The 25,915-nt window shown below is 72.1% G+C and carries 26 protein-coding genes and 1 tRNA gene; 11 read left to right on the plus strand and 16 right to left on the minus strand.

The genetic code is table 11. The features are described from left to right. Positions 1 to 129 precede the first annotated feature (129 nt). The 4 genes from ACFWGP_RS10710 to lysE form a co-directional block, all read right to left on the minus strand. A complete protein-coding gene (locus ACFWGP_RS10710) occupies positions 130 to 1,512 on the minus strand; it encodes an RNA polymerase sigma factor (RefSeq protein WP_376931050.1) in 1,383 nt (460 codons plus the stop codon). Then, positions 1,509 to 2,336, minus strand: coding sequence for a YciI family protein (locus ACFWGP_RS10715; protein WP_376930893.1), 828 nt, complete (start codon positions 2,334 to 2,336; stop codon positions 1,509 to 1,511). Before ACFWGP_RS10715 ends, ACFWGP_RS10710 begins: the two co-directional genes overlap by 4 nt. A 108-nt stretch (positions 2,337 to 2,444) precedes the next feature. Beyond that, complete coding sequence (locus ACFWGP_RS10720) at positions 2,445 to 3,449, minus strand: isopenicillin N synthase family dioxygenase (protein ID WP_376930894.1); 1,005 nt, start codon at positions 3,447 to 3,449, stop codon at positions 2,445 to 2,447. Positions 3,450 to 3,750: 301 nt separating this feature from the next. Further along, positions 3,751 to 4,470 carry an L-lysine exporter gene (gene lysE, locus ACFWGP_RS10725; RefSeq protein WP_376931051.1) on the minus strand — a complete coding sequence of 240 codons (720 nt, stop codon included), beginning with the start codon at positions 4,468 to 4,470 and terminating at the stop codon, positions 3,751 to 3,753. A gap of 74 nt (positions 4,471 to 4,544) precedes the next feature. Here lysE and ACFWGP_RS10730 point away from each other — a divergent pair, with 74 nt between their 5' ends. Next, the gene (locus ACFWGP_RS10730) at positions 4,545 to 5,483 is read left to right on the plus strand and encodes a LysR family transcriptional regulator ArgP (RefSeq protein WP_376930895.1); all 939 of its coding nucleotides are present in this window, start codon (positions 4,545 to 4,547) and stop codon (positions 5,481 to 5,483) included. Positions 5,484 to 5,573: 90 nt separating this feature from the next. Beyond that, positions 5,574 to 5,804 (plus strand): hypothetical protein, encoded by a 231-nt coding sequence (locus ACFWGP_RS10735; RefSeq protein ID WP_275506245.1) that lies wholly within the window; start codon positions 5,574 to 5,576, stop codon positions 5,802 to 5,804. Here ACFWGP_RS10735 and ACFWGP_RS10740 read toward each other — a convergent pair. The 4 genes from ACFWGP_RS10740 to dgt form a co-directional block, all read right to left on the minus strand. Next, positions 5,765 to 6,526: a hypothetical protein gene (locus ACFWGP_RS10740; protein ID WP_376930896.1), complete on the minus strand. Its 762-nt coding sequence runs from the start codon at positions 6,524 to 6,526 to the stop codon at positions 5,765 to 5,767. The genes ACFWGP_RS10735 and ACFWGP_RS10740 overlap by 40 nt on opposite strands. Positions 6,527 to 6,531: 5 nt before the next feature. Continuing rightward, positions 6,532 to 7,758, minus strand: a complete 1,227-nt coding sequence (locus tag ACFWGP_RS10745; RefSeq protein ID WP_376930897.1) for a pyridoxal phosphate-dependent aminotransferase — start codon at positions 7,756 to 7,758, stop codon at positions 6,532 to 6,534. 141 nt (positions 7,759 to 7,899) lie between these two features. Beyond that, positions 7,900 to 10,155, minus strand: a complete 2,256-nt coding sequence (locus ACFWGP_RS10750; protein ID WP_376930898.1) for an esterase-like activity of phytase family protein — start codon at positions 10,153 to 10,155, stop codon at positions 7,900 to 7,902. A gap of 146 nt (positions 10,156 to 10,301) precedes the next feature. Continuing rightward, positions 10,302 to 11,819, minus strand: a complete 1,518-nt coding sequence (dgt, locus tag ACFWGP_RS10755; RefSeq protein WP_231432155.1) for a dGTP triphosphohydrolase — start codon at positions 11,817 to 11,819, stop codon at positions 10,302 to 10,304. A 182-nt stretch (positions 11,820 to 12,001) separates the two neighbouring features. On the opposite strand from dgt, the gene ACFWGP_RS10760 reads away from it, so the two are divergent. From ACFWGP_RS10760 to rplA, 5 genes are all read left to right on the plus strand, one after another. Continuing rightward, positions 12,002 to 12,074: transfer RNA gene (locus ACFWGP_RS10760), tRNA-Trp, on the plus strand. A gap of 40 nt (positions 12,075 to 12,114) precedes the next feature. Further along, complete coding sequence (gene secE / locus ACFWGP_RS10765) at positions 12,115 to 12,390, plus strand: preprotein translocase subunit SecE (RefSeq protein ID WP_231432154.1); 276 nt, start codon at positions 12,115 to 12,117, stop codon at positions 12,388 to 12,390. A gap of 61 nt (positions 12,391 to 12,451) precedes the next feature. Beyond that, a complete protein-coding gene (nusG, locus tag ACFWGP_RS10770; protein WP_231432152.1) occupies positions 12,452 to 13,378 on the plus strand; it encodes a transcription termination/antitermination protein NusG in 927 nt (308 codons plus the stop codon). 152 nt (positions 13,379 to 13,530) lie between these two features. Next, entirely contained in the window at positions 13,531 to 13,959 is a 429-nt protein-coding gene (rplK, locus tag ACFWGP_RS10775) for a 50S ribosomal protein L11 (RefSeq protein WP_149160049.1), read from the plus strand. 147 nt (positions 13,960 to 14,106) lie between these two features. Next, positions 14,107 to 14,796 (plus strand): 50S ribosomal protein L1, encoded by a 690-nt coding sequence (gene rplA / locus ACFWGP_RS10780; RefSeq protein WP_231432150.1) that lies wholly within the window; start codon positions 14,107 to 14,109, stop codon positions 14,794 to 14,796. A gap of 102 nt (positions 14,797 to 14,898) precedes the next feature. On the opposite strand, the gene ACFWGP_RS10785 is transcribed toward rplA, so the two are convergent. The 3 genes from ACFWGP_RS10785 to ACFWGP_RS10795 all read right to left on the minus strand — a co-directional run bounded on the left by ACFWGP_RS10785 (position 14,899) and on the right by ACFWGP_RS10795 (position 17,379). Beyond that, positions 14,899 to 15,258, minus strand: a complete 360-nt coding sequence (locus tag ACFWGP_RS10785; RefSeq protein ID WP_231432149.1) for an SPW repeat protein — start codon at positions 15,256 to 15,258, stop codon at positions 14,899 to 14,901. A 198-nt stretch (positions 15,259 to 15,456) separates the two neighbouring features. Then, a complete protein-coding gene (locus ACFWGP_RS10790; protein ID WP_376930899.1) occupies positions 15,457 to 15,729 on the minus strand; it encodes an acylphosphatase in 273 nt (90 codons plus the stop codon). A 120-nt stretch (positions 15,730 to 15,849) separates the two neighbouring features. Further along, positions 15,850 to 17,379, minus strand: a complete 1,530-nt coding sequence (locus ACFWGP_RS10795; protein WP_376930900.1) for an APC family permease — start codon at positions 17,377 to 17,379, stop codon at positions 15,850 to 15,852. A 148-nt stretch (positions 17,380 to 17,527) separates the two neighbouring features. Here ACFWGP_RS10795 and ACFWGP_RS10800 point away from each other — a divergent pair, with 148 nt between their 5' ends. Continuing rightward, on the plus strand, positions 17,528 to 17,899 hold the full coding sequence (locus ACFWGP_RS10800) for an iron chaperone (RefSeq protein WP_231432145.1): 372 nt from the start codon (positions 17,528 to 17,530) through the stop codon (positions 17,897 to 17,899). Positions 17,900 to 17,996: 97 nt separating this feature from the next. On the opposite strand, the gene ACFWGP_RS10805 is transcribed toward ACFWGP_RS10800, so the two are convergent. The 3 genes from ACFWGP_RS10805 to ACFWGP_RS10815 all read right to left on the minus strand — a co-directional run bounded on the left by ACFWGP_RS10805 (position 17,997) and on the right by ACFWGP_RS10815 (position 21,105). Further along, the gene (locus ACFWGP_RS10805; RefSeq protein ID WP_376930901.1) at positions 17,997 to 18,788 is read right to left on the minus strand and encodes a tyrosine-protein phosphatase; all 792 of its coding nucleotides are present in this window, start codon (positions 18,786 to 18,788) and stop codon (positions 17,997 to 17,999) included. A gap of 139 nt (positions 18,789 to 18,927) precedes the next feature. Then, complete coding sequence (locus ACFWGP_RS10810; protein WP_231432143.1) at positions 18,928 to 20,292, minus strand: NAD-dependent succinate-semialdehyde dehydrogenase; 1,365 nt, start codon at positions 20,290 to 20,292, stop codon at positions 18,928 to 18,930. 165 nt (positions 20,293 to 20,457) lie between these two features. Continuing rightward, positions 20,458 to 21,105: a M15 family metallopeptidase gene (locus ACFWGP_RS10815; protein WP_376930902.1), complete on the minus strand. Its 648-nt coding sequence runs from the start codon at positions 21,103 to 21,105 to the stop codon at positions 20,458 to 20,460. An 86-nt stretch (positions 21,106 to 21,191) separates the two neighbouring features. Between ACFWGP_RS10815 and ACFWGP_RS10820 the strand changes: the two genes are divergently transcribed. Continuing rightward, positions 21,192 to 21,902, plus strand: coding sequence for a response regulator transcription factor (locus tag ACFWGP_RS10820; RefSeq protein ID WP_231432141.1), 711 nt, complete (start codon positions 21,192 to 21,194; stop codon positions 21,900 to 21,902). Continuing rightward, positions 21,899 to 23,011, plus strand: a complete 1,113-nt coding sequence (locus tag ACFWGP_RS10825; RefSeq protein ID WP_376930903.1) for a sensor histidine kinase — start codon at positions 21,899 to 21,901, stop codon at positions 23,009 to 23,011. Before ACFWGP_RS10820 ends, ACFWGP_RS10825 begins: the two co-directional genes overlap by 4 nt. 5 nt (positions 23,012 to 23,016) lie before the next feature. On the opposite strand, the gene ACFWGP_RS10830 is transcribed toward ACFWGP_RS10825, so the two are convergent. Both ACFWGP_RS10830 and ACFWGP_RS10835 read right to left on the minus strand, forming a co-directional pair. Beyond that, positions 23,017 to 23,847, minus strand: coding sequence for a cache domain-containing protein (locus ACFWGP_RS10830; protein WP_376930904.1), 831 nt, complete (start codon positions 23,845 to 23,847; stop codon positions 23,017 to 23,019). Then, the gene (locus tag ACFWGP_RS10835) at positions 23,837 to 24,598 is read right to left on the minus strand and encodes a FadR/GntR family transcriptional regulator (RefSeq protein WP_231432138.1); all 762 of its coding nucleotides are present in this window, start codon (positions 24,596 to 24,598) and stop codon (positions 23,837 to 23,839) included. The genes ACFWGP_RS10830 and ACFWGP_RS10835 overlap by 11 nt, the downstream gene beginning before the upstream one ends. A 117-nt stretch (positions 24,599 to 24,715) precedes the next feature. On the opposite strand from ACFWGP_RS10835, the gene ACFWGP_RS10840 reads away from it, so the two are divergent. Next, positions 24,716 to 25,882, plus strand: a complete 1,167-nt coding sequence (locus ACFWGP_RS10840; RefSeq protein WP_376930905.1) for a CaiB/BaiF CoA transferase family protein — start codon at positions 24,716 to 24,718, stop codon at positions 25,880 to 25,882. The last annotated feature ends 33 nt before the right edge of the window (positions 25,883 to 25,915 follow it).

Genomic DNA, 25,915 nt, shown 5'->3' on the forward strand with positions numbered 1-25,915 from the left:
CGGCATCCACCGATCGGTTGATGCCGGCGCGGCGACGCCCGAACCAGGTTGCGCCGCCAGCACCAGATCCGCTCGTGGTTCGCGTGGTCGAACCCGGTTCCGCCGGATCGGGTGCGGCGCCGCCCGCGCTCAGGCGAGCTCGGCGAGACGGCGCTCGAGGAACCGCACCTCGGGGGCCGTCGGCGCGAGGGCGATCGCCGCGCGATAGCGGCCGGATGCCTCGGCCGCGCGCCCCTCGCGGCGCAGGAACTCGGCCTGCGCGCCGGGCAGCAGGTGGTAGCCCGAGAGGCGTCCCTCGGCCTCGAGGCCGGCGAGCTCGGCGAGTCCGGCGTCGGGACCGATCGCCTCGCCGAGTGCGATCGCCCGGTTGAGCCGCACGAAGGGCGAGTCGGTGAGCGCCGCGAGCGCGTCGTAGCGGGCGACGATCGCGCGCCAGTCGGTGGCGTCGGCGGTCGTCGCCCCGGCGTGCACGGCCTGGATCTCGGCCTGGAGGCGATAGGCGCCGGCAGGCGCGCGCGGGGCATCGGCCGCGCGACGGCCGACGGTCGCCCCGGGCGCGCCCGGCACGCCCAGCAGCGCGAGCCCCTCGGCGATCTCCCGCGCGTCCCACCGCGACCGGTCCTGCTCGGCGAGCGGTACGAGGTCGCCCGCCGCGTCGACGCGCGTCGCCGCCCGCGCGTGCTGCAGGAGGAGCAGCGCGAGGAGCGCGCGCGCCTCGTCGGCTCGAGGCATGAGCGACACGACGAGCCGCGCGAGCCTGATCGCCTCGGCCGCGAGGTCGAGCCGTTGCAGCCGTTCGCCCGACGACGCGAGGTAGCCCTCGTTCGCGATGAGGTAGATCACGGCGAGCACCCCGCCGAGTCGCTCGGGCAGCGCGTCGGCCGGCGGCACCCGGTACGGGATGCCCGCGTTGCGGATCTTCTGCTTCGCCCGAACGATGCGCTGCGACATCGTCGACTCGGGCACGAGGAACGCCCGTGCGATCTCGCGCGTCTCGAGCCCGCCCACGGTGCGCAGCGTGAGCGCGACGCGCGCCTCGAGGGGCAGCGCGGGGTGCGCGCACGTGAAGACGAGTCGGAGCCGGTCGTCCCACGCCGGGTCCTCGCCCTGCGCGACGAGCTCGGCCGGATCGGTGGGTCCGGCGGTGCGGCCGTCGGCGTCGGCGTCCATGAGCCACTCCCTCACCTTCTCGGTCTCGACGCCCCGCCGGCGCAGCCGGTCGAGTGCGAGGCGGCGGGCGGGCGTCGTGAGCCACGCGCCGGGATTCCGCGGCACCCCGTCGCGCGGCCACGTCGTGGTCGCCCGTTCGAACGCCGCGGCTGCGGCCTCCTCGGCGACGTCCCAGTCGCCGGTCACCCTGATGAGCGTCGCGACGACGCGGGCCCACTCGGCCTCGAACGCCTCGCGCAGGGCGCGGCCGACCTCGTCCGGGCCGTCGCCCGGCGCGCCACCCGAGGCGGCCCCGCCGTGGTCGGGCGCAGCCGCCTCGCGCGCGGTGCCGGGCTCCGTCAGGTCCTCGCCCCCGCGATCGCGCCGACGACGTCGGCGGCGTGCGGCTCGAGCCGCACCCCGAACTCGGCCGCCTCCCGCTCGTCGCGGGCGGCGTGGTCCTCGTGCGGGTCGAACGGCCAGATCGGGCGGAGCTCGAGCGTGCCGCCGCGAGCCATCGGGTGCTTCGAGGCGACCTCGATCGCCTCGGCGAGATCCCGCACCTCGAGCAGGTCGAAGCCCGCGAGCCACTCCTTCGCCTCGGCGAAGGGCCCGTCGGCGACGAGCACCTCGCCGTCGCGGCGGCGCACGAAGGTCGCGTCCTCGGGTCCGCGCAGCGCCTCGCCGAAGAGCCGCACGCCGCGGCCGTCCATCTCCGAGACCCACGCCGCGGGGTCGGCGCCGTCGTCGAGCCGCTCGCCGTCGGGGTCGGCGATCACGAAGAGCACGTACTGCCGAGCTTCGGCGGCGCGCTCGTGGAGGCCCGCCGGCACGATCCGCCCGCCCGGCTCGGCGTCGGACCAGTGCCTGAAGGGCCGCACCTCGACCCGGCCGAACGCGGCGACCGGATGCCGCGACGCGACCTCGATCGCCTCGTCGAGGTCGCGGGCGTCGATGATGTCGAAGCCGCCCACCGACTCCTTCGACTCGGTGAACGGCCCGTCGCTCACGAGCAGCTCGCCCTTCCGGACGCGCACGGTCGTGGCATCCACATCGGGCCGCAGCCGCATGCCGAACTCGGCGATGCCGCGTGCGACGACGTCGTCGACCCACTCGCCGATGTTGTCGTCGGCGGCGACGTAGGGCAGCGCATCGGCGCCCGCGGCGTAGAACAGCGCGTATTCCATGGCGGAATCCTCTCTCTCGGTCACGCTACGCAGGTACGACGAACGGCGACAACCGTTTTCGACAGGTCACGCCGACTCGGGCGTGCTCGATGCGCACCCGCCCCTCGGTCAGGCGCCGACGAGCAGCCTCGGGTACTGCGCCTCGACCACGTTCGGGTGGGCGCGGAGCCGGCTCTTCAGCCAGTTCTCGCCGAACACGGCGTGCAGCGGGTTCGCGGGGTCCCTGGTGATGCCGGGCGCCTCGGCGGCGAGCTCGGGTGCGAGCTCGATCGTCGGGATCACGGCGTCGAGTGCCGGCCCGTGGAAGTACGGGATCGAGATGCGCTCGGTGCCGGGTGCGGGGGAGACCACTCGGTGCTTCGTCGCCTTGAGGTAGCCGTCGGTCGCGATCTCGAGCAGTTCGCCGATGTTCACGATGAACGCGCCCGACGGGGCGACGACGTCGATCCACTCGCCGTCCTTCTCGACCTGCAGGCCGGCCTTGCCGTCCTCGACCGAGAGCAGGGTGAGCACGCCCAGGTCCTTGTGGGCGCCGACGCCCTGCGCGGGCTGCTCGGCCGAGACGCCGGGGTAGCGCACGACCTTGAGGTACGGCGACGGGCGCTCGAAGGCGGCGTCGAAGGTGTCGGGCGCGGCCCCGAGCGCCTCGGCCCAGCTGCGAAGGAGGCGTGTGCCGACCTCGTCGAGCCGGGCGATCCACTCCTCGGCGACCGCGCGGAACTCGGGCAGCGCCTCGGGCCACAGGTTCGGCCCCTCGAGGATCCAGTAGTCCGGGGTGTCGGCCGTCATGGTCACGGCCGGGCGCTCGGCGCCGAGGTCGATCTGCTCGCGGATGTCGACGCGACCGAGCGTGCGCTCGCCGCCCATGCGGGTGTACCCGCGGAAGTGCGGGCTCGTGACGTTCTCGATCGCGAGCTTGTGCGACTCGGGCAGGGCGAAGAACGCCCGCGCCGCCGCATACGCGCGATCGACGAGCTCGGTCGGCACGCCGTGGCCGATGAGCGAGAAGAAGCCGACCTCGTGCGTCGCGCAGCGGAGGTCGTCGCGGAACTGCGCCTGCTGCTCGGTCGTGCCGTTGAGCAGTGAGAGGTCGAGAACGGGGATGCCGGACATGGGATGGTCCTTTCGAGTGCCGGGTGGTGCGCCGACGACGCGGCGGCCCCGGCATCCGTTGACGTCGGCTGCGTGGCATCCGGTGTTCGAGATCGATTCGAGATCGGTTCGAGGCGGATGCCGCGGAGCTGACGCGGACGCGTCGGATGCGGCGTGAGCACGGGGCTGCGGTCGGCGGCGCGGGGAATCGCGCCCTGGGGTCGTCGGGGAGACGACCGCCTAGCGGCGACAGCAGCGACAGGTGAAGGTGCTCACGATGTCCGAAACGGTAGCACGGTCGCCGGCGACCGGCTATTCCCCATCAGTGGGGCAGCACGAGCGAGGCCGCGATGGCGAGCATGACGACGGCGATGACGCCGTCGAGCACCCGCCAGGCGCGCGGGGTCGAGAGCACGCGGCCCAGCAGGCGCGCCCCGTAGGCGAGGGCGAAGAACCAGATGAGGGATGCCGCGCCGGCGCCCAGCGCGAACCACCAGCGGCCCTCGGGGCCGTGGCTGTTCGCCACCGATCCCAGCAGGAAGACGGTGTCGAGGTACACGTGCGGATTGAGCCAGGTGAGGGCCAGGCACGTGAGCACGGCGCTCGCGAGGGTGGCGCGCGTGGCGATCGCCGGTCGTGCTTCGACGGCGACGGGCGCACCGCGGCCGTCGGCGGAGGGCGTCCCCACACCGTCCGCCGACGGCCCCGGCACGTCCGCCGCCGAGTCGCCGCCGTCGCCCGTGACGAGCACCTCGCCCGTCGGGCGCAGCGCGCGGCGGGCGGCGAGCACGCCGTAGCCGACGAGGAATGCCGCGCCCGCCCACCGGACCACGTCGATGAGCCACGGCACCTGGCCGATGACGAGGCCGATGCCGGAGACCCCGACGACGATGAGCACGAGGTCGCTCACGGCGCAGATCGCGGCGACGGCGAACACGTGCTCGCGCCGGATGCCCTGGCGCAGCACGAACACGTTCTGCGCGCCGATGGCGACGATGAGCGAGAGGCCGAGGCCGAGGCCCGCGAGCACTGAGGAGGCGATCACCGTTCGACGGTACGTCGGCGTCAGGCTGTATTCCAGCTCAAGATCCTTCAGAACCATTAGCATCGCTTCAGATGCACATTCCACTCGACCTCGCCCGCACCCTCGCCGCCGTGATCGACGAGGGCACCTTCGACGCGGCCGCCCGTCGGCTGCGGCTCACGCCCTCGGCCGTGTCGCAGCGCGTGAAGACGCTCGAGCAGCAGCTCGGTCGCGTGCTCGTCGTGCGCTCGAAGCCGGCCCGTGCGACCGATGCCGGGGCGGCCGTCGTGCGGCTCGCGCGCCAGCTCGCCCTGCTCGAGCACGACGCGCTCGCCGAGTTCGGGCTCGACGCCGATGACGTCGCCACGGCCGACGGGGAGACGGGCGCGACGGCGTTCCGTCCCGTTCCGATCCCGCTCGCGGTCAACGCCGACTCGCTCGCCACGTGGTTCCTGCCCGCGCTCGCGCGCGTCGCCGAGACGCATCCCGTGGTCTTCGACCTGCACCGCGACGACCAGGACTTCACCGCCGGGCTGCTCGAGTCCGGCACCGTCATGGGGGCGGTGACCTCGCAGGCCACCCCGGTGGCGGGATGCCTCGTGCGCCCGCTCGGCGTCATGCGATACGAGGCCGTGGCCACGCCGGGGTTCGTCGGCCGCTGGAGCGACCGAGCCCGCCACGAGGCATCCGCCCTGCCCGACTGGATCGCCCGTGCGCCACTCGTCGACTTCGACCGGCGCGACCACCTGCAGCACGACGCGCTGCGCGCGGCCGGCCTCGACCCCGAGCGCGCCCCGCGCCACTACGTTCCGGCCTCGAACGACTTCGCGAACGCCGTGAAGCTCGGGCTCGGCTGGGGCATGCTGCCCGAGTTCCAGTCGGCCGCCGAACTCGACCGCGGCGAGCTCGTGCGACTCGGCGGGGCGCCCGTCGACGTGCCGCTGCACTGGCAGCAGTGGAACCTCAGTTCGCCCCTGCTCGACGCCGTCGCCGACGCGCTCGCCGTCGAGGCGCGGCGTGCGCTCGGCTGAGCCGCCCGGGCGTTCTCCAGTGCTGGCACGCATGCGGCCGGGGCGGCGGCTCCGCTAGCGTCGCGTGCGACCGGGGGCTGGGAGGGGCCCATGAAGACCTGGGAGGTCGCCGCCCTGGTGGCAGCGGCGACCCTCGCCGCGATCGCAGCCGCCTACGGCGTCGGCATGCTCGCCGGCGTGCAGGCCGGAGCGTCGGGTGCGGCTCCGATCGGGCGGGAGCCGCCGGGCCTGCATGCCGGTGTCGCCGGCCCCGCGGGAGTCGTGGGCCTCGAGCGGGCCATCTACCTGCGCAACGTCGACGTCGTGCTCGGGCCGGGTTGAGCCGGGCGCGCCCAGACGCGCAGCGGGCCGACGCGCCGGAAGCCCGCATCGAGCGCATCGTCGAGGGCGCCATCCGACTCGTAGCCGACGACCGGCAGCCCCGGCCACCGTCCTCCGGCCTCGCGTCGGAACGCACGGTACAGTCCCTGGCCACCGCCGAAGGCGTTCGAGAGCCCGACGACCTCGCCCGTGCGGTTGAGCACGCCGCCCGCGGTGACCGCGGCCTGCACCGACGCCCGACTCGACCCGGGCCCGGCCGACCCGAGCACCACCACCTCGGCTGCCCCGAGCAACGGCTCGGCGAACGCGTCGGGGAGGCCGTGGGCGCCCGCCCACCGCGCCAGCCCGGCGGCCGTCGTCACCGTGACGAGTGCGGGGTCGCCGGGATCGGTGCCGTTCGACGACGAGTCGTGCGCGTCGGCGACGATCCAGGTCGCGTCGAACAGCGGCGCCCAGCCGGCGGCGCCCGGATCGAGGTCGGCGAACGAGTCCTTCAGGCTCGTCGCGTCGGGCGCGAGCATCGCGAGCACGGTCGCCGTGTCGAGCCCGGGTTCGACGGTCACCGCCTCGGGATAGCCGAGCGGCGTCGGCGCCTCAGCCACCCACAGGGCGCCGCCGAGGGCGAAGCCCGATGCGATCCCGTGGCTCGCGGCGACCGCTCGGCACCACTCCGCGTTGTTGCGTGCTGCGAGGCGTGCGAGCCGGGCGTCGCCGCGAGGCATCCCGCCTAGCCGAACAGTCGCTGCAGGCGCTGCACGCCCTCGAGCAGCGGCTCGTCACCGAGCGCGTAGCTGAAGCGGAGGAACCCGGACGGCCCGAACGCCTCGCCGGGAACGGCGGCGACCTCGGCCTGGTCGAGGATGAGGTCGGCGAGCTCCAGCGACGAGGTCGGCGTGACGCCGCCCCACTCGCGGCCGAGGAGGCCGGTCACGTCGGGGTAGACGTAGAACGCGCCCTCGGGCACCGGCACCGTCATGCCGTCGATCTTCGAGAGCTCGGCGACGATCAGGCGGCGTCGGCGGTCGAAGGCGCGGCGCATCTCCTCCACCGGCTCCTGCGGGCCGGTGAGGGCAGCGATCGCGGCGCGCTGCGAGATGTTCGAGACGTTCGACGAGAGGTGCGACTGGAGGTTCGCGGCGCCCTTGATCACGTCGGCGGGGCCGACCATCCAGCCGAGGCGCCACCCCGTCATGGCGTAGGTCTTGGCGACGCCGTTGACGAGGATCGCCTGGTTCGCGAGCCCCGGCACGGCCTCGACGATCGAGACGGCGCGCGGGGCGGGGCTGCCGACCTCGGAGTCGAGCGAGCCGTAGGTCAGGTTCTGGTAGATCTCGTCGGCGATGACCCAGATGCCGTGCTCGAGCGCCCACTCGCCGATCGCCTTCACCTGCTCGGGCGCGTACACCGCGCCGGTCGGGTTCGACGGCGAGACGAACAGCAGCACCTTCGTACGCTCGGTGCGCGCGGCCTCGAGCTGCTCGACCGTGACGAGGTAGCCCTGGTCGCTGCCCGCGAACACGTCGACCTGGCGGCCGCCCGCGAGCTTGATCGCCTCGGGGTAGGTGGTCCAGTACGGGGTGGGCACGAGCACCTCGTCGCCCTCGTCGAGCAGCACCTGGAAGGCCTGGTAGACGGCCTGCTTGCCGCCGTTGGTCACGACCACCTGCGATGCGGATGCCTCGAGGCCCGAGTCGCGCGCGGTCTTCGCCGCGATCGCCTCGCGCAGGTCGGGCAGTCCCGCGGCAGGCGTGTAGCGGTAGTTCTTGGGGTCGCGCGTGGCCGCGAGGGCGGCCTCGACGATGTGCTCGGGGGTCGCGAAGTCGGGCTCGCCGGCGGCGTACGAGATGACCGGGCGGCCCTCGGCCTGGAGCGCCTTCGCCTTCGCATCGACCTTCAGGGTCGCGGACTCGGCGATGGCGGCGATACGGGCGGACAGGCGCGGCTTCTCGGTCACAGGGGTGAGTCTAATCGCGTGGCCGCGAGGCCGTGAGGGGCGTTTCGATCGGTGTCGTCCGGCCCTCCGGACGGTCTGCCCGGGCACGGGCGAGCGGATGCCTCGGCGCCGCGCCGAGGCATCCGCCCGTGCTCCTCGACGTCAGCCGACGGTGGCGGCGATGTCGGGCTGGTCGCTGAAGATGCCGTCCATGCCGGCACCGACGAACACCGCGATCTCGCCCGCGAGGTCGCCCGGCGCGATCGGGTCGGCCGACGAGCGGAACTCCGCCGGGAGGAACTGGTTCTCGAGGCGGAAGGTCCAGCCGTGCACCGCGAGCCCGGCCGCGTGGGCATCGGCGATGACCGGCTTCGGCGCACCGAGCGTGCCCGCCGCCGTGCGCGGGATCATGACCGACTTCTCGAGGCCGACGCCGTCGGCGTAGCCGGCGATCTCCACGAGCCCGGCGGGCGTGACGAGGTCGGCGTACGTGCGCGGGTCGCCCGCGGCCGTGAAGTCGTACGGGCGGCCCGAGGCGCTCACGAGCTGGGCGAGGGCAACCTCGGTCATGCCGTCGAGCTCCTGCAGGTTCGAGACCTCGAAGCTCTGCACGATCACGGGTGCGTCGGCGTCGTCGACGCCGTTCGCCTGCAGGGCGGCGACGAGGGGCTCCTCGAGCGAGAGGCCGATCGAGTCGAAGTAGGTCGGGTGCTTCGTCTCGGGGTAGACGCCGACCTGCCGGCCGTCGCAGCTGATCGAGTGGCGGGCGAGGTCGATGACCTCGTCGAGGGTCGGCACCTGGTACAGCCCGTCGAACGCGGTGTTGGCGGGGCGGGTCTGCGGCAGCCGCTCCTTCGCCCGCAGGGTGCGAAGCTCCCCGAGCGTGAAGTCCTCGGTGAACCAGCCGGTGACCTTCGCGCCGTCGATGGTCTTCGTGGCCTTCCGGCCCGCGAACTCCGGGCGGGCGGCGACGTTCGTGGTGCCGCTGATCTCGTTCTCGTGGCGGGCGACGAGCACGCCGTCCTTCGTCGAGACCACGTCGGGCTCGATGTAGTCGGCGCACTGCACGATCGCCTGCTCGTACGAGGCGAGCGTGTGCTCGGGGCGGTAGCCGCTCGCGCCCCGGTGGCCGATGACGGTCACCTGCTCGGGCTCGATCTTCGTGCGGCCGAGGTCGATCACGGCGAACTCGGTGTCGTCGGGCGTGCCCGGCACGCGGGCGTCGTTGCCGGGGTAGTTGTTGTCGTTGCCGATGAGCAGGCGTCCGTCCTTCAGCTGCACGATCGTCTCGAACGACTGCACGGGCAGCGAGAACACCTCGCCCGTGCCGTAGCCGTCGCCGGCGCCGATGCCGTCGGGGTTCGCGATGCGGAGGGCGTCGAGCACGAGCGTCTTCTCGAGGTGGCCCTCGGCGTCGGCGCGCTTCAGGTCGACCTGGTAGACGCGCTTCGTGACCGACTGCTCGCCCTCGAAGTCGTCGCGCTCGACGACGAGCAGCACGCCGTTCTTGACCGTGAACGCGTCGCCGACGACGTTCGCCTCCTGGTCGGTCTGGTAGTTCCACGTGCGCCCGGTGTAGGCGCCGCGCTTGGTGTCGAACTCGTGCACCTCGCGCCGGCGCAGGTCGGCGTCGTCGGCGTACGAGCCCTCGACGATCGGGTAGAGGTAGCGCCCGTTCACCGAGCCCGCGAGCGCCTCGAAGCCGCGGCTCGCGCGCACCCGCGGCGTCTCTCCTGCGGCGAGGTACGGGTTCTGCGGCGACTTCGCGCCGTCGAGCGAGAAGGGCTTCTCGAGGAGGGTGCCCTCGGCGTCGAAGTGCAGCAGGAAGGGCCCGAACTCCTCGCCGACCCAGAAGCTGCCGTCCTTCGCGCGCACGACCGACTCGATGTCGAAGTCGGCCCCCGTGAGCAGCCGCTCGTCGGTGTCGCCGTTGACGATCGGGAAGTCGAGCACGCCGTTGCGGTCGTTGTACGAGATGAAGCGCTCCACCTCGAGCGCGCCGTCGCCGCCCTCGGCGGTCTGCCAGGCCGGTCGCACGAGGTAGTTGCGCAGCAGGAAGTCGGCGGAGTTGCCCTTCGAGCCGAACCCGTTGTCGGGCTGGGCCCAGAACGTGCCGTCGCCGTTCTCGATCACGGCGGAGAATCCGGGGATGACCTGGCCGTCCCACGGGCCCTGACGGCCGTTCGCGGCGGAGGCGAGCGCGCCCGAGGCAGGACCTTCGGCGAGGAAGTCGGCCGACAGGGTGGCCCGGGCGACGAGCGTGGGCTCGAACGACTGCATGGGCGAGGTCGGGGTGGTCTGCCCGTTGCCGACGGCCTGGGCGGCCGGTGCGGCGAGCAGCAGGGCGGCCGCCGTGGCGGTCGCGGCGGTGACGGCGATGGCGCGCGGCAGGGCGCGTCGCGTGAGGTTTCGGCTCATGCCGCGAGCCAACCGGCCCCGGTCTGCGACCCCGTGTCGGCCAGGCGACCGTTCGGCGACGACCCGGTGAACGGATGCCTCGTGTGAATGGATGCCCCGTGCCGCGGCCTCGCGTCCGTGGCTCGGGCGGTGGCGGAGATCTCGGGCTAGAGGTTCTGGCCGATGTCCCAGAGCCGGTCGGGTCGCCCGTCGATCGCCTCGGAGACGGCGAGCGCCTGGTCGTCGGAGAGCGACGCGACGTAGTCGACGACACCGCGGCCGACGCCGAGCCGCAGCAGGTCGGCCGACTCGGGCACCGGCACTCCCTCGGGGCGCGTGCGGCGCAGTTGCGCGTAGCCGTCGGTCGCGATCTCGATGAGCTCGCGCAGCCGCTGGGGCACCCGGTGCCGGTCGTACTCGTCGGTCGCCCAGGCGGTCAGCCCCTTCACGGCACGCGTGAGCACGCGGCTGAGGCCCCGCTGGTACATGGCGATGTCGGCGCGGTCGAGGATGAAGTGCCGGTGCACGAACTTCAGGATCTCGACCTCGTGCCAGGCGCCCCGGTCGAGCGTCACGAGGCCCGTGCGGGCGACGCCGTCGGGTGCGGGCACGACCGAGGTCTGGAGGTGACCGATCCAGCGGTTCGTGAACGACGACAGCGCGCGTTCCGAGGCGATCGAGCCGTCGAAGGGCGTCGCGAGCAGGCCGTCGACGAGGTCGTCGGCGACGACGTCGACCGCGGCCGCGAACGCGTCGTCGTCGGCGATCCACGCGTCGGAGCGACGCAGCTTGCGCCGCAGCGCCTCGAGGGCGGCGCCCGCCGGCGCGCTGCGCTGCAGGAGGGCCTCGTCGTCGAGCTCGCGCAGGGCGCTCGAGTCCTCCATCCACCCGCGGAACTCGCGGGCGACCGCGCCCTGGCTGAGCAGGCCGGCGCGGTAGAAGTCGTCGACGTCGTGGATCGAGTAGGCGATGTCGTCGGCGGTGTCCATGATCGAGCACTCGAGCGACTGCACCATCGGCGCGAGGCCCCTGCGCGCCTCGGCGAGGTCGGCCGCGTCGAGGTCGTACGCCGAGAACTTCGCCGCCTCGACGCTCTCCCCGCTCCGGCGCCAACCGCGCGGCAGCCCGCCGTCGGCGAACGGCGCCGGCGAGGCGAACCGGGTCCACGGGTACTTCGCGACGGCCGCCCGCACCGCCGACGTGAGGTTGAGGCCGTGCGGCGCGGCCGCGCACACGTCGAGGGTGGCGATGATGCGGTAGCTCTGCGCGTTGCCCTCGAATCCGTCGGGGAGGTCGAGCGTCTCGCGGGCGAGGCGGTCGAGCACGCGCTCGCCGAGGTGCCCGAACGGCGGGTGCCCGAGGTCGTGCGCGCTCGCCGCCGCCTGGACGACGACAGCGTCGCAGCCGTGCTCCGTCGCGAGCGCGTGCGCCGGCGACGAGGCGTCCGCGAAGCCGACCGCGATCGCGCGTGCGACCGCGGTGACCTTGATGGAGTGGGTGAGCCGGTTGTGGATGAGGGGGCCGGCGCCCGGTTGCGCGATGACCTGCGTGACCGCCGACAGCCGCGAGAAGTAGGGGGAGAACCGGATGCGCTCGAGGTCGAGACGGAACTGCGAGTGCTCGCCGACGACCTCGACGCTCGAGCTCGGCTCGGGGGTGCGGCGGGCGGCGCGGTCGGGGCTCATGGTCCCAATGTAGGCGTCGGTTCGCGCGAGGCGCTCGCGTCGCCTACACTGATGGAGGTTGCTCGCCTCGGCAAAGATTCACTGCGCCCGAAATCGCGACTCGATCGAATCGAGTTTCGTTGCGGTCGTGTGAAGCGGAGCCGGGCTGGCGATTCCGAGGCGTCCCGTGCAAGCGGGGCCCTAGGGCGGTGGCTCAATTGGTAGAGCAGCGGTCTCCAAAACCGCAGGTTGCAGGTTCGAGTCCTGTCCGCCCTGCGAGCCGGCAGTGATTGCCGGCCCACGAAAGGTGTACGAGGTGGCACGAAAAGTTATCGACGAACCCAGTGAGGACGTCGTCGCCAACGCGAAGCGCGATCGCGCAGCGCGTCGGAACCCCTTTTCGCGCATCGCCCTGTTCATCCGGCAGGTCATCGCTGAGCTGAAGAAGGTCGTCACCCCCACGCGGAGGGAGCTTGTCAGCTTCACGGTCGTGGTGCTCGTGTTCGTCATCATCATGATGGCGCTCGTCTGGGGCCTCGACCAGCTGTTCGGATGGCTGGTGCTGTACGTCTTCGGAACGACCGGGGTCTGATCGGGCCTTCGGCCGCACGACCCGCTGGGCGCCGGGGGCGCACGAAGAGAAGGATCGAGAAGTGTCAAGGACTGAGCGCGACGACGTCGACTGGGCTACGGCTGCCGAGCAGTCGGCTGAAGACGACGAGGCGCAGACGGGCAGCGTCAACGAGCACGAGGAGCAGTCCTCGGAGCCGGCCGAGCACCGTGCCGTGCACCTCGTCGACGACGAGGGCAACGACATCGACCTCGAGGCGGTCCTCGACGCGATCGCCGAGGCGGGCGACCCCGAGGCCGACGCCGTCGTCGACGACGCCCTCGACATCGACTCGCCCGAAGAGGCCGAGGCCGCACTCGAGGCGGTCGAAGAAGAGGCCGACAGCGAGTTCGACCCGTACGAGGAGTTCCGCAACGAGCTGCGCTTCCTCCCGGGCAAGTGGTACGTCATCCACTCGTACGCGGGCTTCGAGCGCCGCGTGAAGGCGAACATCGAGCAGCGCCGCGAGTCGATGGCGATGGCCGACTACATCTACCAGGTCGAAGTGCCGATGGAAGACGTGGTCGAGATCAAGAACGGCCAGCGCAAGATGGTCACCCGCGTGCGCATCCCGAGCTACGTGCTCGTCCGCATGGAGCTGAACGAGGAGAGCTGGTCGGTCATCCGCCACACTCCGGGCGTCACGGGCTTCGTGGGCAACGCGCACAACCCGACCCCGCTGCGCTTCGAAGAGGCCTTCGGCATGCTGAAGAGCCTCGTCGAGCCCAAGGACGTCGCGCCCGCCAAGGGTGCGAAGGCCGGTGCCGCGTCCGGCGCAGCCCGTCAGATCCCCGCCGAGGTCGACTTCGAGATCGGCGAGACGATCACCATCAAGGACGGCTCGTTCGCGGGCCTGCCCGGCACGATCAGCGAGATCAAGCCCGAGAGCGGCAAGCTCACCGTGCTCGTCTCGCTCTTCGAGCGCGAGACCCCCGTCGAGCTCAGCTTCGACCAGGTCACCAAGCTCTAAGATCCCCAGAAGCTCCACAGCCGACCCTCCGGTATACTCGGAGGGTTGTGCTGCGTTCGGCCCCGCCGAACCCGCACGAACCACCGCCCTCCGGAACCGCCGGAGCGACGGGAGAGTGCCCGCCAGGGCGTTCGAACAGAAAGAGAGAAATCATGGCACCGAAGAAGAAGGTCACTGGTCTGATCAAGCTTCAGATCAACGCCGGCGCCGCCAACCCCGCACCGCCCATCGGTCCGGCGCTGGGTCAGCACGGCGTGAACATCATGGAGTTCTGCAAGGCCTACAACGCGGCGACCGAGTCGCAGCGCGGCAACGTGATCCCCGTCGAGATCACGGTCTACGAGGACCGCTCCTTCACCTTCGTCCTGAAGACCCCGCCCGCCGCCGAGCTCATCAAGAAGGCCGCCGGCGTCGCCAAGGGCTCGGGCGTCCCGCACACGACCAAGGTCGGCAAGCTCACGCAGGACCAGGTCCGCGCGATCGCCGAGCAGAAGATGGTCGACCTCAACGCGAACGACCTCGACGCCGCGTCGAAGATCATCGCGGGCACCGCTCGCTCGATGGGCATCACGGTCGAATAAGGCCGGTCGTCCCGGGGTCTCGTTCCGCGCTTCGCGCGACTCGACCACCGGGGCAGGATGCCTCGGCCGAGGCATCCGTCTTCAGAACTCTCATTCGTGGCAGCGCCCGCCAGGCGCGATGACCACACTCTCGCAAGGAGAACCAACATGGCACAGAAGTCCAAGGCCTACCGGGCCGCGGCCGAGAAGATCGAGGCCGGCAAGTACTACACCCCGACCGACGCGGTTGCGCTCGCGAAGCAGACCGGCTCGGCGAAGTTCGACTCGACCGTCGAGGTCGCGCTGAAGCTCGGCGTCGACCCCCGCAAGGCCGACCAGATGGTGCGCGGCACCGTCATCCTCCCGCACGGCACCGGTAAGACCGCCCGCGTCATCGTCTTCGCGACGGGCCCCGCGGCCGAGGCCGCCATCGCGGCCGGCGCCGACGAGGTCGGCGGCGCCGAGCTCATCGAGAAGGTCGCCGCGGGCTACACCGCGTTCGACTCGGCCGTCTCGACCCCCGAGCTCATGGGCCAGGTCGGCCGTCTCGGCAAGGTGCTCGGCCCGCGCGGCCTGATGCCGAACCCGAAGACCGGCACGGTCACCCCGAACGTCGGCCAGGCCGTCTCCGACATCAAGGGCGGCAAGATCGAGTTCCGCGTCGACAAGCACGCCAACGTGCACTTCGTCGTCGGCAAGTCGTCGTTCTCGGCCGAGCAGCTCGACGACAACCTCAAGGCCGCCCTCGAAGAGGTCATGCGTCTCAAGCCGTCGAGCTCGAAGGGCCGCTACATCCAGAAGGGCGCCGTGTCGACCACGTTCGGCCCCGGCATCCCGCTGGACGTCAACGCCATCTGACCCACTCGGTGATCGAGGAGCGCACGGCGCGTCTCGAGATCCACGAAGGCCCCGCCGGTTCGCCGGCGGGGCCTTCGTCGTTCCCTCTCGGGAGCGGTCGGGTCAGTGCGGGAGCGCGTCGTGGTGCGCCTGCATGCTGGGCCGGATGGCGAGCACGGCGGCGACGAGCGCGACCGCACCGCAGATCCACGACATCCAGGCGGCCCCGAACGTCATGGGGTCGGCGTAGCCGCCCATCCACGGCGAGATGAGGAGCAGCGCGCCGAGTGCCGCCTGGATGTACTCCATCGCGACGAGGCCGGGTGCGGCGAGGTTCACGACTCCGGAGACGACCAGCAGGGCGCCCAGCACGAGCATCAGGGCGACCGAGGCGCCCATCGGGGGAACGAACAGCGTCGAGATCATCGCGGCTGCACCCGCGGCGATCGCGACCCAGTCCTCCCAGCGAGTCCACTTCTTCATAGAAACCAGCCTCCTCAAGGTGGTGGCTCCCGATCAGGGGGTCGATTCAACGGTATTCCCGACCGATCGTCCGGTCAATATGTCTCGAGCGGAGTCGAGACGCCCCGGGATTCCTCGTGCGCGGCGCCGGCCGCGAGCAGGACACCCCGGCTCGGCGTCGGGCCCTCGACGAGCGGGCTCGGCCCGCTCGATCGTGGGTCACCGCACGATGAGGAAGCCCTCGTCGTCGTCGCGGGGCTCGAGTTCGTCGACCGCGACGCCGGTCACCTGCGAGCCGGGCGGGCCCTGCTCGAGCCGCCGGATCATCTCGCGGACCGCGCGCGACGGCCCCTGCACCTCGGCCTCGACGGTGCCGTCGGGCAGGTTGCGGACCCAGCCGGTGATCGCGAGGCGCTCGGCGTGCTTGCGTGCGAGGTAGCGGTAGCCGACGCCCTGCACGGCGCCGCTCACGATGACGTGCCGACGGATCACCCGCTCACCATACACGCGCGGTGAGCGAACGCACTCCGGGGGTGCTTCCCGCTGATTCGAGCCCTCGAACGGCCTGGGCACGGCGGAGATGCACCCCCGGAGTGGAGGAGCGGGCGGAGGTCAGCCCGCCGTCGGGGCGTTCACCGCGGCGACGGCGCCGGTGCGGGCGCGGATCTCGTCGGCGACCGCGATCGCATCGCCCGCCGGGGCGTCGGACTTGCGGTCGGGGCGGGCGATGAAGAGATACAGCAGGCCGCTCACGACGACGACGCCGAGGCCGATGAGCAGGATCCAGTCGGTGAAGAACGTGCCGCTCGTTCCCGGCGTCGCGAGCAGGATCATCGCGAAGACACCGTAGGCGAGGGCGACGATGTTCACGATCAGGCCGAGTCCGCCGAGCGAGAACGGGCCGGCCGGCTTCCACCCCTTGAGTCGCTGGCGCAGGGCCGCGAGCACGACCATCTGGAACGCGACGTAGATGCCGAGCACCGCGAACGAGGTCACGGCGGTGAGCAGTGTCGCCTCGAAGTAGATGAGCACCGCGAGGATGACCGGGATCGTGCACGCGACGATGAGGGCGTTCGTCGGCACCTTGCTGCGGGGCGAGACCTTCGAGAGCCAGCGGTGGCCCGGGATCATGCCGTCACGGGCGAACGAGTAGAGCAGACGGCTCGCGGCGGCCTGCAGGCTCAGCACGCAGCTGATGAACGCAGTGACCGCGACCACGAGGAAGACCTTCGCACCGACGGGGCCGAGGGTCGCCTCGAGGATGCCCGGGATCGGGTCCATGTCGTCGCCCGCGACGATCGACGCGAGGTCGGGCGCGGCGAGCACGTAACCGCCGAAGGAGAAGAGCGCCGAGACGCCGCCGACGAGGATCGTCATGATCATCGCCTTGGGGATGCGGCGGGCCGGGTTCGCGACCTCTTCGGCGACATCGCCGCAGGCCTCGAATCCGTAGAAGAGGAAGAGGCCCGCGAGCGCGGCGCCGAGGAACGCCGCCGCGTAGCTGCCGTCGCCCTCGACGCCCATCGTGTCGAAGAACACGCTGAACTCCTGCTTGCGCTGGAAGATCAGGAGGTACAGGCCCACGCCGATGACGCCGACGAGCTCGGCGGCGAGGCCGATCTGCGCGACCCGGGCGAGGGTCTTCGTGCCCGAGAAGTTGAAGACCAGGGCGAGCACGAGCAGGCCGAGCGTGAGCAGCAGCGTCGACATCGGCGTGATCTCGATGCCGAGCAGGCTCGCGAGGAAGCCCGAGCCGTACTCCGACACCGCGGTGATCGTGACGATCATGGCCCAGATGTAGACCCATGCGGCCATCCAGGCGTAGCGACGACCCCAGAGCCGCCGGGCCCACGGGTAGATGCCGCCGTGGATCGGGTACTGCGAGACGACCTCGCCGAACACGAGCGACACGAGCAGCTGCCCGGCGCCGACGATGACGATCCACCAGATCGAGGGCGGACCGCCGACCGAGAGGGCGAGCGCGAACAGCGAGTACACGCCCACGAGGGGAGAGAGATAGGTGAAGCCGAGCGCGAAGTTCGCCCAGAGGCTCATCGAGCGGTTGAAGGAGCCCTCGTAGCCGAGGACCCCGAGGTGCTCGTCGTCGCCGAGGTGGTTCGGCGGGGTGGTTTCTTGCGACATGTCGCCCTTTCGATCGACGCTGATCTCGCGCCCGCCCCCCTCGGGCGCACGGTACCGGGACAGCTTAGCCATACCTGCGGCAGTAAAGCTATAGCACTAGATGATTAATCGGGATGCCTCCGGCGGGGCGCCGTGGCAGGATGCCGACATGGGAACCGTCACCGACTACCTGGCCGCGATCGACGGTGAGAACCGCGTTGCGCTCGAGCACGTGATCGCCGTCGCGCGTGGGCTCTCGCCCGACGCGACCGAGGGTGAGAGCTACGGCATGCCGGCCCTGCTGCACCGCGGCAAGGCGCTCGTCGCGGCGCTCGAGGCCAAGAAGCACCTGGGCCTCTACCCGTTCAGCGGGCAGATCCTGCCGGGCCTCGCGACCGAACTCGACGCCGCCGGACTGAACTGGTCGCCGGGTGCGCTCCAGTTCACGGCGCAGCATCCCGTGCCCGACGACCTGCTGCGCCGGATCCTGGGCGAGCGCATCGCGCAGATCGACGCGCAGCTCGACAAGAAGCGGCGCTGAGACGACGGATGCCCGGGCGCTCGCCCGGGCATCCGTCGGTCGACCCCGTCTCTGCGGGGTCGGTCGACCCCGTCTCCGCGGGGTCGGTCGACCTCGTCTACGCGGCCTCGGCGACCTCCGCGGTGAGGCGGGCGCGCAGCGCGCCGAGTTCGTCGTCGGCGAGGCCCGCGGCGCCGAGATATCCGGCTGCGCCGCCGTGCTCGCGGTCGATCCAGCCGAGGGTGGCCTCGATGGCCTCGGGCGGGGTGCCGGTGACGAGCGTCTCGAGCTCGGGGGTCAGCGGAATGCCGAACGAGGCCACCATGTGCAGCATGCCGTCGGCCCACGCGCCCGACAGGTTGGCCTGCGATGCCGCGTAGTCGGCGACGACCGCGTCGCGCTCCACCCCGACGGCGTCGAGCATGAGCGCCGTCGCGACGCCGGTGCGGTCCTTGCCGGCGGTGCAGTGCACGAGCACGCCCGTGGGTGCGGCGTCGTTCGACGCCGCGATGAGCCGGGCGACGCGCGCGAACGCCGCGCCGCCGTGCTGCAGCATGCCGATGTACAGGTCGCCGAGCGACGGAATGGCGGCCGTCGTCTCGGCGGCCGACGGGGCCCCGCCCTTCATGAGCTGCTGCATCGAATCGGCGACGGCGCCCTCGAGGATCGAGAGGTCGACGACCGAGAACGGGCGCGAGTCGGGCACGAGGTCGGGTGCGGACTCGCGCTCGGCGGGCGTGCGGAAGTCGACGATCACGCCGACTTGCGTCGCCGCGAGCTCGTCGAGCCCCTGCGCGCTCAGCGCGGAGAGTGCGGCGGAGCGGAAGAGCACGCCGCTTCGCGTCGTGCCGCCGCCCTGCAGCGGCATGCCGCCCGTGTCGCGGAAGTTGACCAGGCCGTCGATGCTCACAGTTCCCCCAGTTCGTGCAGCGTTGCGGCGACGCGAAAGGCGACCGCCGTTCGGCATCCTAGCGACACCCGGGCGGGAGACGACGGATGCCTCGGGGCACGTGGCCCCGAGGCATCCGGATTTCATGCGAATCGGGTGATCAGCCGATGCGGATCATCTTCTTGTTGACGAACTCGTCGGCGCCGAAGCGGCCGAGCTCGCGGCCCGAACCCGAGCGCTTCACGCCGCCGAAGGGGAGCTCGGCGCCGTCGGCCGCGACGAGGTTGACGAAGACCATGCCGGCTTCGATCTTGTCGGCGACGCGGAGCGCCTGGTCCTGGTCGGTCGTGAACACGTACGAGCCGAGGCCGAACGGGGTGTTGTTCGCGAGCTCGACGGCGGCGTTCTCGTCGGCGACCTTGAAGACCTGCGCGACCGGGCCGAAGAACTCCTCGTGGAAGGCGTCGGAGCCCGGCTTGACGTCGGTGAGGATCGTCGCCGAGTAGTAGTTGCCGTTCTTGGTGCCGCCCGAGTGCAGGGTCGCACCCTGAGCGACGGCGCGCGAGACCTGCTCGGCGAGCCCCTCGGCGGCCTTGGCCGACGAGAGCGGGCCGAGGGCGGTGCCCTCCTTCGAGGGGTCGCCCTCCTCGACCTCGTTCATCTTGGCGGTGAACTTCTCGAGGAACGGCTCGTAGAGGTCCTCCACGACGATGAAGCGCTTGGCCGCGTTGCAGGCCTGGCCGTTGTTGTCGACGCGGGCGAGCACGGCGGCGTCGACGGTCGCGTCGAGGTCGTCGGTCGAGAGCAGGATGAAGGGGTCGGAACCACCGAGCTCGAGCACGACCTTCTTGAGGTGGCGACCGGCGATCTCGGCGACGATCGCACCGGCGCGCTCGGAGCCGGTGAGCGAGACGCCCTGCACGCGCGGGTCGGCGATGACGGTCTCGATCTGCGCGTGCGACGCGTAGATGTTGACGTAGGCGCCCTCGGGGAAGCCGGCGTCGAGGAAGATCTGCTCCATCGCGGCGGCCGACTCGGGGCACTGCTCGGCGTGCTTCAGCAGGATCGTGTTGCCGATGATGAGGTTCGGGCCGGCGAACCGGGCGACCTGGTAGTACGGGAAGTTCCACGGCATGATGCCGAGCAGCACGCCGAGCGACGAGCGGCGGATGAGGGCCGAGCCCTCGCCCGCGAGCAGGTCGATCTTCTCGTCGGCGAGCAGCGACTCGGCGTTGTCGGCGTAGTACTCGTAGATCGCGGCGGCGAACTCGACCTCGCCGACGGCCTGCTCGATGGGCTTGCCCATCTCGCGGACGATGATCTCGGCGAGCTCCTGCGCGCGCTCGTTGTGCAGTTCGGCGACGCGGCGGATGAGGGCGGCGCGCTCGGCGACCGTCGAGTTCTTCGACCAGGTGCGGTGCGCCTCGGCGGCCGAGGCGATCGCGGCCTGCAGACCGTCGTCGGTGATGGTGTCGAAGCTCTTGACGACCTCGCCGGTGGCGGGATTGGTCACGGCATAGGGCATGGGGTTTCTCCTTCTCGGGTGCACCGCGGGATGTTCCCTGAGCTTGTCGGAGGGTCCTGGCCTGTCGAAGGCTGGGCGCATGCCGCGGTGCAGACGCTCGTCGTCAAAGATATAACAACGGATGATTCTTCTCGACCCGGTCGCAGGGGATGCCCAGCCTCGCGCTCACTGCATGCGCGGATCCTCGGTCGGGTCGAAGTACTTGGCGGGGCAGCCGACGTCCGGCGCATCGGCGAACAGCTCGAAATGCCAGGCCTCGTTGTCGTACACCTGGCACAGTCCGTAGGCCTCCCCGCGCTCGGCGAGCCAGTCGACGGCGTCGTAGTCGCCGAGGTCGACGGCGTCGCCCGACACGTGGGCGGACTTCTCGGGCGGCGCGACCCAGCGCGCCGCCTCCGTCTCCGAGCCGTACTCGGCGACGGCCTCGTCGAGCAGGCGGTCCTGATGCGCCGGTGAGCGCCAGCCGCTGTTGACGCGGAACTCGATGCCCTCGGCCGCGGCATCCGTCGCGGCCCGGCGCAGGGCGTCGAGGAGCGCCGGGTCGAGGCGGGTGATCGCCGGGTACTCGTCGAAGGGCGTGGCGCCGTCGGGGAGGTCGCCGGCGGCTTCGCCCGTCGCGTCGCCGCCGTCGCCCGTGGATGCCGCGTCGTGCCCGCCGCCGACGGGCTGGGCCGATGAGGAGATCGACTGCATGACGAGGCTGCCGGCCATTGCGGCGGCGACGACTGCGAGGGCGACGACGAGCGCCGCGAAGGCACGTCGGGCCCGCCGGACGCGGCGCCGACGCGCTGAAGCTGATCGCTGGGAGTGCATGCGGCCAGTCAAGGCGGCGCGGTGTTGCGAGAGCGTCTGCGGAATCCGATACGCCGGCGATATGCGCTCGCTCCTAGCATGGGGGCATGCGGGTACTGGTCGTCGAAGATGAGCCCTTCATGGCCGAGGCCATCCGCGACGGGCTCCGCCGCGAGGCGATCGCCGCCGACCTCGCGGGCGACGGCGACACCGCGCTCGAGCTGCTGAGCGTCAACGCCTACGACATCGCCGTGCTCGACCGCGACGTTCCCGGGCCCTCGGGCGATGAGATCGCCCGGAGCATCGTCGCCTCGGGCAGCGGCATGCCGATCCTGATGCTCACCGCGGCCGACCGCATCGACGACAAGGCCACCGGCTTCGAGCTCGGCGCCGACGACTACCTCACGAAGCCCTTCGAGCTGAAGGAGCTCGTGCTCAGGCTGCGGGCGCTCGACCGGCGGCGCGCGCACGCCAGGCCGCCGGTGCGCGAGATCGCCGGCCTGCGCGTCGACCCCTTCCGCCGGGAGGTCTACCGCGACGGACGGTACGTGGCACTCACGAGGAAGCAGTTCGCGGTGCTCGAGGTGCTCGTCGCCGCGGAGGGCGGCGTCGTCAGTGCCGAGGCGCTGCTCGAGCGGGCGTGGGACGAGAACGCCGACCCCTTCACGAACGCCGTGCGCATCACCGTCTCGGCGCTGCGCAAGCGGCTCGGCGAACCGTGGGTCATCGCGACGGTGCCGGGCGTCGGCTACCGCATCGACGTCGGCGGCGGTGCGGACGATACCGGCGGGACCGGGGCGGGGGAGCGGCGATCGTGACGCGCGCACCGGGCATGAGCGTCCGGCTCAAGCTCGCCCTCAGCTACGCGGGCTTCCTCATGGTCGCCGGTGCCCTGCTGCTCGCGGTGGTGTGGGCCTACCTGCTGCGGTACGTGCCCGCCGACGCGGTCGCGACGCGCGAGGGGTTCATGCCGGGTCGCGACGACCTCGTGCGCGCGTTCGCACCCGCGGTCAGCTGGGCACTGCTCTTCCTGCTCGTGTTCGGGCTGCTCGGCGGCTGGGTGCTCGCCGGCCGCATGCTCGCGCCGCTGACGCGCATCACGAGGGCGACCCGCAAGACCGCGACCGGGGCGCTCGGCCACCGCATCGAGATGGAGGGCCGCCGCGACGAGTTCCGCGAGCTCGCCGACAGCTTCGACGACATGCTCGCCCGGCTCGAGGCGCACGTCGCCGAGCAGCAGCGCTTCGCCGCGAACGCCTCGCACGAGCTGCGCACGCCGCTCGCGATCACGCAGACCCTGCTCGACGTCGCCGACGATCCGGCGGCCGACCGAGACGTGCTGCTCGAACGCCTCCGCATCGTGAACGCCCGCGCGATCGACCTCACCGAGGCGCTGCTGCTGCTCACCCGCGCCGACCGCCGCTCGTTCAGCCGCGAGCGGGTCGACCTGTCGCTGCTCGCCGAGGAGGCCGTCGAGACGCTCCTCCCGATCGCCGAGGCGCGCGGCGTCGGCATCGAGGCCGCGGGCGACGTCGCACCGACGCTCGGGTCGCCGGCGCTCCTCTTGCAGCTGACGACGAACCTCGTGCACAACGGGATCGTCCACAACGTCCCCGAGGGCGGCACCGTGCGGATCGACACGGCCGCCGCGACCGACTCGGTCGCGCTCACGGTCGAGAACACCGGCCCGCACCTGAGCCCGCAGTCGGTGGCGACCCTCACCGAGCCGTTCCAGCGCGGCACCGAGCGCATCCGCGACGACCACGCCGGCGTCGGGCTGGGGCTCGCGATCGTCAAGAGCATCGTGCAGGCGCACGACGGAGCGCTCGCGATCGAGGCGCGACCCGGCGGAGGCCTGCGGGTCGTCGTGCGCCTGCCGGCCGCGCCCGACGGCGCCGTCGGCGACGGCTCGCGATCGGGCGCCTGACGGGGCTAGTCGCCGACGAGCACCCGGAACGGGGTGCCCGGGCATTCGAGGGATGCCGCGGCGGAGGCATCCGCGAGCTGACCGACCTGCAGTGCGGGGTCGGTCGACAGCACGACGCGACCGTCGGCGTTCACGAGGGCGAGCGGGGCGTCGACCGCGAGGAAGCGGGGGAGCAGCTCCTGCTCGAGGCGGCGGACCGAGATGTCGGCGCCGACGACGCCGACCATGCGCTCGCCGTCGGGGGCGTGCACGGGCATCGTGAGCGTGAGGATGTAGTCGCACGTGCACAGGTGGTCGACGTAGGGGCCGGTCACGTGCGCGTGCCGCGTCGTCGCCGGGATGCGGTACCACTCGAGCGCGCGGAAGTCGCGGAGGTACTCGGTGTACCCGCGCGTCGACAGGTCGAGGCGGGTGGGGGCGTCGGTCGAGCCGAGCACTGGGTTGTCGTCGAGCGGCCCGAGCCACCACGCGAAGTGCACGTCGCGCCCGCGCACGATCTCGCCGTCGGCGATGAACCCGGCGCCGACGAGGAGGGCCTCGGGCTCGGTCAGGCGCGGCAGCACGAGTCCGGCCACGACCTGGTCGAGCTCGGCGGGGCGCACCTCGCCGACGGCGGCGTCGGCGGCGGGCCGCTCGCCCGGCCGGCCGGCGCGCTCGGCTTCCAGCGCGGTGCGGTCGGCGACGGCGCGGATGCCGGGCGCGATCGCCTGCTCGATGGGCGAGCGCCACTCGGCGAGCAGGGTGAAGGCGCCGTCGAAGAGCCGGGCGACGGCGTCGGCGGCCTCGCGGGCGCCGCGCCTCGACGGGCTCGGCGAGCGGTCGTGGTCAGCGCTCATCGAGGGCACCTCCTCGTTCGACGCGGGCCTTCGCCTGCAGCAGGTGGGTCGCGAGCGAGCCGACCAGGGCGCCGGCCGCCTCGCGCGCCTTCGCGGGCCGGTGGGCGGCGACCGCGCGGACGATGCGGCGGTTCGCCGCCGAGGCGTCCACGCGCTCCCGGTCGTCGTCGAGACCGAGCAGCAGCAGGGGGCCGAACTCTGCCTGCAGGCGGATCTGCTCGCGCACGAGCCGCGCCGACTGGCTGAGCACGGCGAGCTCGAGGAAGAACCCGCCCTGATTGGTGCGGGCCGACGCGGCCGCCCCGAAGTCGGCCGCGTCGAGCCAGCCGGCGAGGCGCTCGGCGTCGGCGTCGGAGGCGCGTTCGGCCGCCCGCTCGGCGACGCCCGCGAGGATCGCGCCGAAGTACACGGTCATGTCGCTGAGCTCGACCTGCGCGAGCGCGCGCAGGCGTGCGGTGATGATCGTGCGGTGCTCGGCGTCGTCGTGCACGACGAAGCTGCCGCCGTCGCGGCCGCGGCGGGTCTCGACGAGCCCGGCCTCGCGGAGGATGCCGAGGCCCTCGCGCACGGTGATGAGGGCGACGCCGAAGCGGCGGGCGAGCTCGGGCTCGCTCGGCAGGCGCTCACCGGGGTCGAGCACTCCGAGCACGATGCCGTCGGTGAGGCGCTGCGCGACCTGCTCGGCACGACCCGCATCGGCGAGCTGGGCGAACACGGCTTCGCGTGCGCCCGGGCCCACCCTCGATTCCATGGGGTTCACGATAGTCGAGGGTGCGGCGGCCGAGTGGCGGCGCGCGCAAAAAAGATTCACTATAGGATGAATGAACGTGCGGCCGACCGGCCGGGCACATGCGAAGGCGGATGGATCATGAGCGAGCGACCCGAGGCGACGACCCGAGGCGTGCTCGACGGGCTGCGCGTCGCGGACTTCTCCCGCGTGCTCGCCGGCCCGTACGCGACCATGATGCTCGCCGACTTCGGCGCCGACGTCGTGAAGATCGAACCGCCGGCCGGCGACGACACCCGGCACTGGAGGCCGCCCGTCGACGCGAGCGGCATGGCCACGTACTTCGGCAGCGTCAATCGCAACAAGCGCTCGGTCGCGCTCGACCTCACGAATGAGGCGGATGCCTCGGAGGCGCGCCGGCTCGCGGCATCGGCCGACGTGGTGATCGAGAACTTCCGGCCCGGCGTGATGGCGCGGTTCGGGCTCTCCTACGACGAGGTGCGCGCCCTGAACCCCCGCGTCGTCTATTGCTCGATCACCGGCTTCGGCGCGGGCGAGGGGGCGGCGCTCGCCGGCTACGACCTGCTCGTGCAGGCAGTCGGCGGCCTCATGTCGATCACGGGGGAGCCCGACGGCGAGCCCGCGAAGGCCGGTGTCGCGCTCGTCGACGTGCTGTGCGCGCAGAACGCGCTCGCCGGCATCCTGCTCGCGCTGCGCGAGCGCGACCGCACCGGCCGAGGCCAGCTCGTCGAGGTGAACCTGCTGCAGAGCCTGCTGTCCGCGCTCACGAACCAGGCGGGCTCGACGCTCGCGACCGGGCGGGCACCGCGCCGGCTCGGCAACGCGCATCCGTCGATCGCGCCGTACGCCGTCTTCCCGGCGGCCGATCGCGACCTCGTCATCGCCGTCGGCAACGACAAGCAGTTCGGCGCGCTCGTACGGCTGCTCGCCGAGGCATCCCCGCAGGCGGCGTCGCTCGCCGCCGACGTGCGGTACGCGACCAACGAGGCGCGCGTCGCCCACCGCGACCACCTGCGCGCCGAGCTCGAGGCGGCCCTCGCGACCGCGCCGGCCGCGCACTGGGTCGAGGCGTTCAGCGCCGCCGGAGTGCCCGCCGGGCTCGTCAACGACGTCGCCGAGGCGATCGCCTTCGCCGACGCGCTCGGCCTCGACCCCGTCGTCGAGCTCGGGCACAGCCGCACCGTGGCGAACCCGATCGGGCTCGCCGAGTCATCCCCCCGCTACCTGACCCCGCCGCCCGCGCTCGACGAGCACTCCGGTGCCGACTGGCGCGGGCCCGCCGAATAGCCCCAGCGCGCGAGCGCTGCCCGACCACCGCGA

Origin of the sequence: Agromyces sp. NPDC127015 (assembly GCF_042725165.1) — a bacterium.
In the GTDB taxonomy this organism is placed as follows: Bacteria; Actinomycetota; Actinomycetes; order Actinomycetales; family Microbacteriaceae; genus Agromyces; species Agromyces chromiiresistens.

Bases quoted from the DNA above. Each gene is read 5' to 3' on its own strand.
- ACFWGP_RS10715 (WP_376930893.1), bottom strand. From the start codon at position 2,336: ATGGAATACGCGCTGTTCTACGCCGCGGGCGCCGATGCGCTGCCCTAC.
- ACFWGP_RS10720 (WP_376930894.1), bottom strand. From the start codon at position 3,449: ATGTCCGGCATCCCCGTTCTCGACCTCTCACTGCTCAACGGCACGACC.
- ACFWGP_RS10730 (WP_376930895.1), top strand. From the start codon at position 4,545: ATGCACATTCCACTCGACCTCGCCCGCACCCTCGCCGCCGTGATCGAC.
- ACFWGP_RS10735 (WP_275506245.1), top strand. From the start codon at position 5,574: ATGAAGACCTGGGAGGTCGCCGCCCTGGTGGCAGCGGCGACCCTCGCC.
- ACFWGP_RS10740 (WP_376930896.1), bottom strand. From the start codon at position 6,526: ATGCCTCGCGGCGACGCCCGGCTCGCACGCCTCGCAGCACGCAACAAC.
- ACFWGP_RS10750 (WP_376930898.1), bottom strand. From the start codon at position 10,155: ATGAGCCGAAACCTCACGCGACGCGCCCTGCCGCGCGCCATCGCCGTC.
- dgt (WP_231432155.1), bottom strand. From the start codon at position 11,819: ATGAGCCCCGACCGCGCCGCCCGCCGCACCCCCGAGCCGAGCTCGAGC.
- rplK (WP_149160049.1), top strand. From the start codon at position 13,531: ATGGCACCGAAGAAGAAGGTCACTGGTCTGATCAAGCTTCAGATCAAC.
- rplA (WP_231432150.1), top strand. From the start codon at position 14,107: ATGGCACAGAAGTCCAAGGCCTACCGGGCCGCGGCCGAGAAGATCGAG.
- ACFWGP_RS10785 (WP_231432149.1), bottom strand. From the start codon at position 15,258: ATGAAGAAGTGGACTCGCTGGGAGGACTGGGTCGCGATCGCCGCGGGT.
- ACFWGP_RS10795 (WP_376930900.1), bottom strand. From the start codon at position 17,379: ATGTCGCAAGAAACCACCCCGCCGAACCACCTCGGCGACGACGAGCAC.
- ACFWGP_RS10800 (WP_231432145.1), top strand. From the start codon at position 17,528: ATGGGAACCGTCACCGACTACCTGGCCGCGATCGACGGTGAGAACCGC.
- ACFWGP_RS10810 (WP_231432143.1), bottom strand. From the start codon at position 20,292: ATGCCCTATGCCGTGACCAATCCCGCCACCGGCGAGGTCGTCAAGAGC.
- ACFWGP_RS10815 (WP_376930902.1), bottom strand. From the start codon at position 21,105: ATGCACTCCCAGCGATCAGCTTCAGCGCGTCGGCGCCGCGTCCGGCGG.
- ACFWGP_RS10820 (WP_231432141.1), top strand. From the start codon at position 21,192: ATGCGGGTACTGGTCGTCGAAGATGAGCCCTTCATGGCCGAGGCCATC.
- ACFWGP_RS10830 (WP_376930904.1), bottom strand. From the start codon at position 23,847: ATGAGCGCTGACCACGACCGCTCGCCGAGCCCGTCGAGGCGCGGCGCC.
- ACFWGP_RS10835 (WP_231432138.1), bottom strand. From the start codon at position 24,598: ATGGAATCGAGGGTGGGCCCGGGCGCACGCGAAGCCGTGTTCGCCCAG.
- ACFWGP_RS10840 (WP_376930905.1), top strand. From the start codon at position 24,716: ATGAGCGAGCGACCCGAGGCGACGACCCGAGGCGTGCTCGACGGGCTG.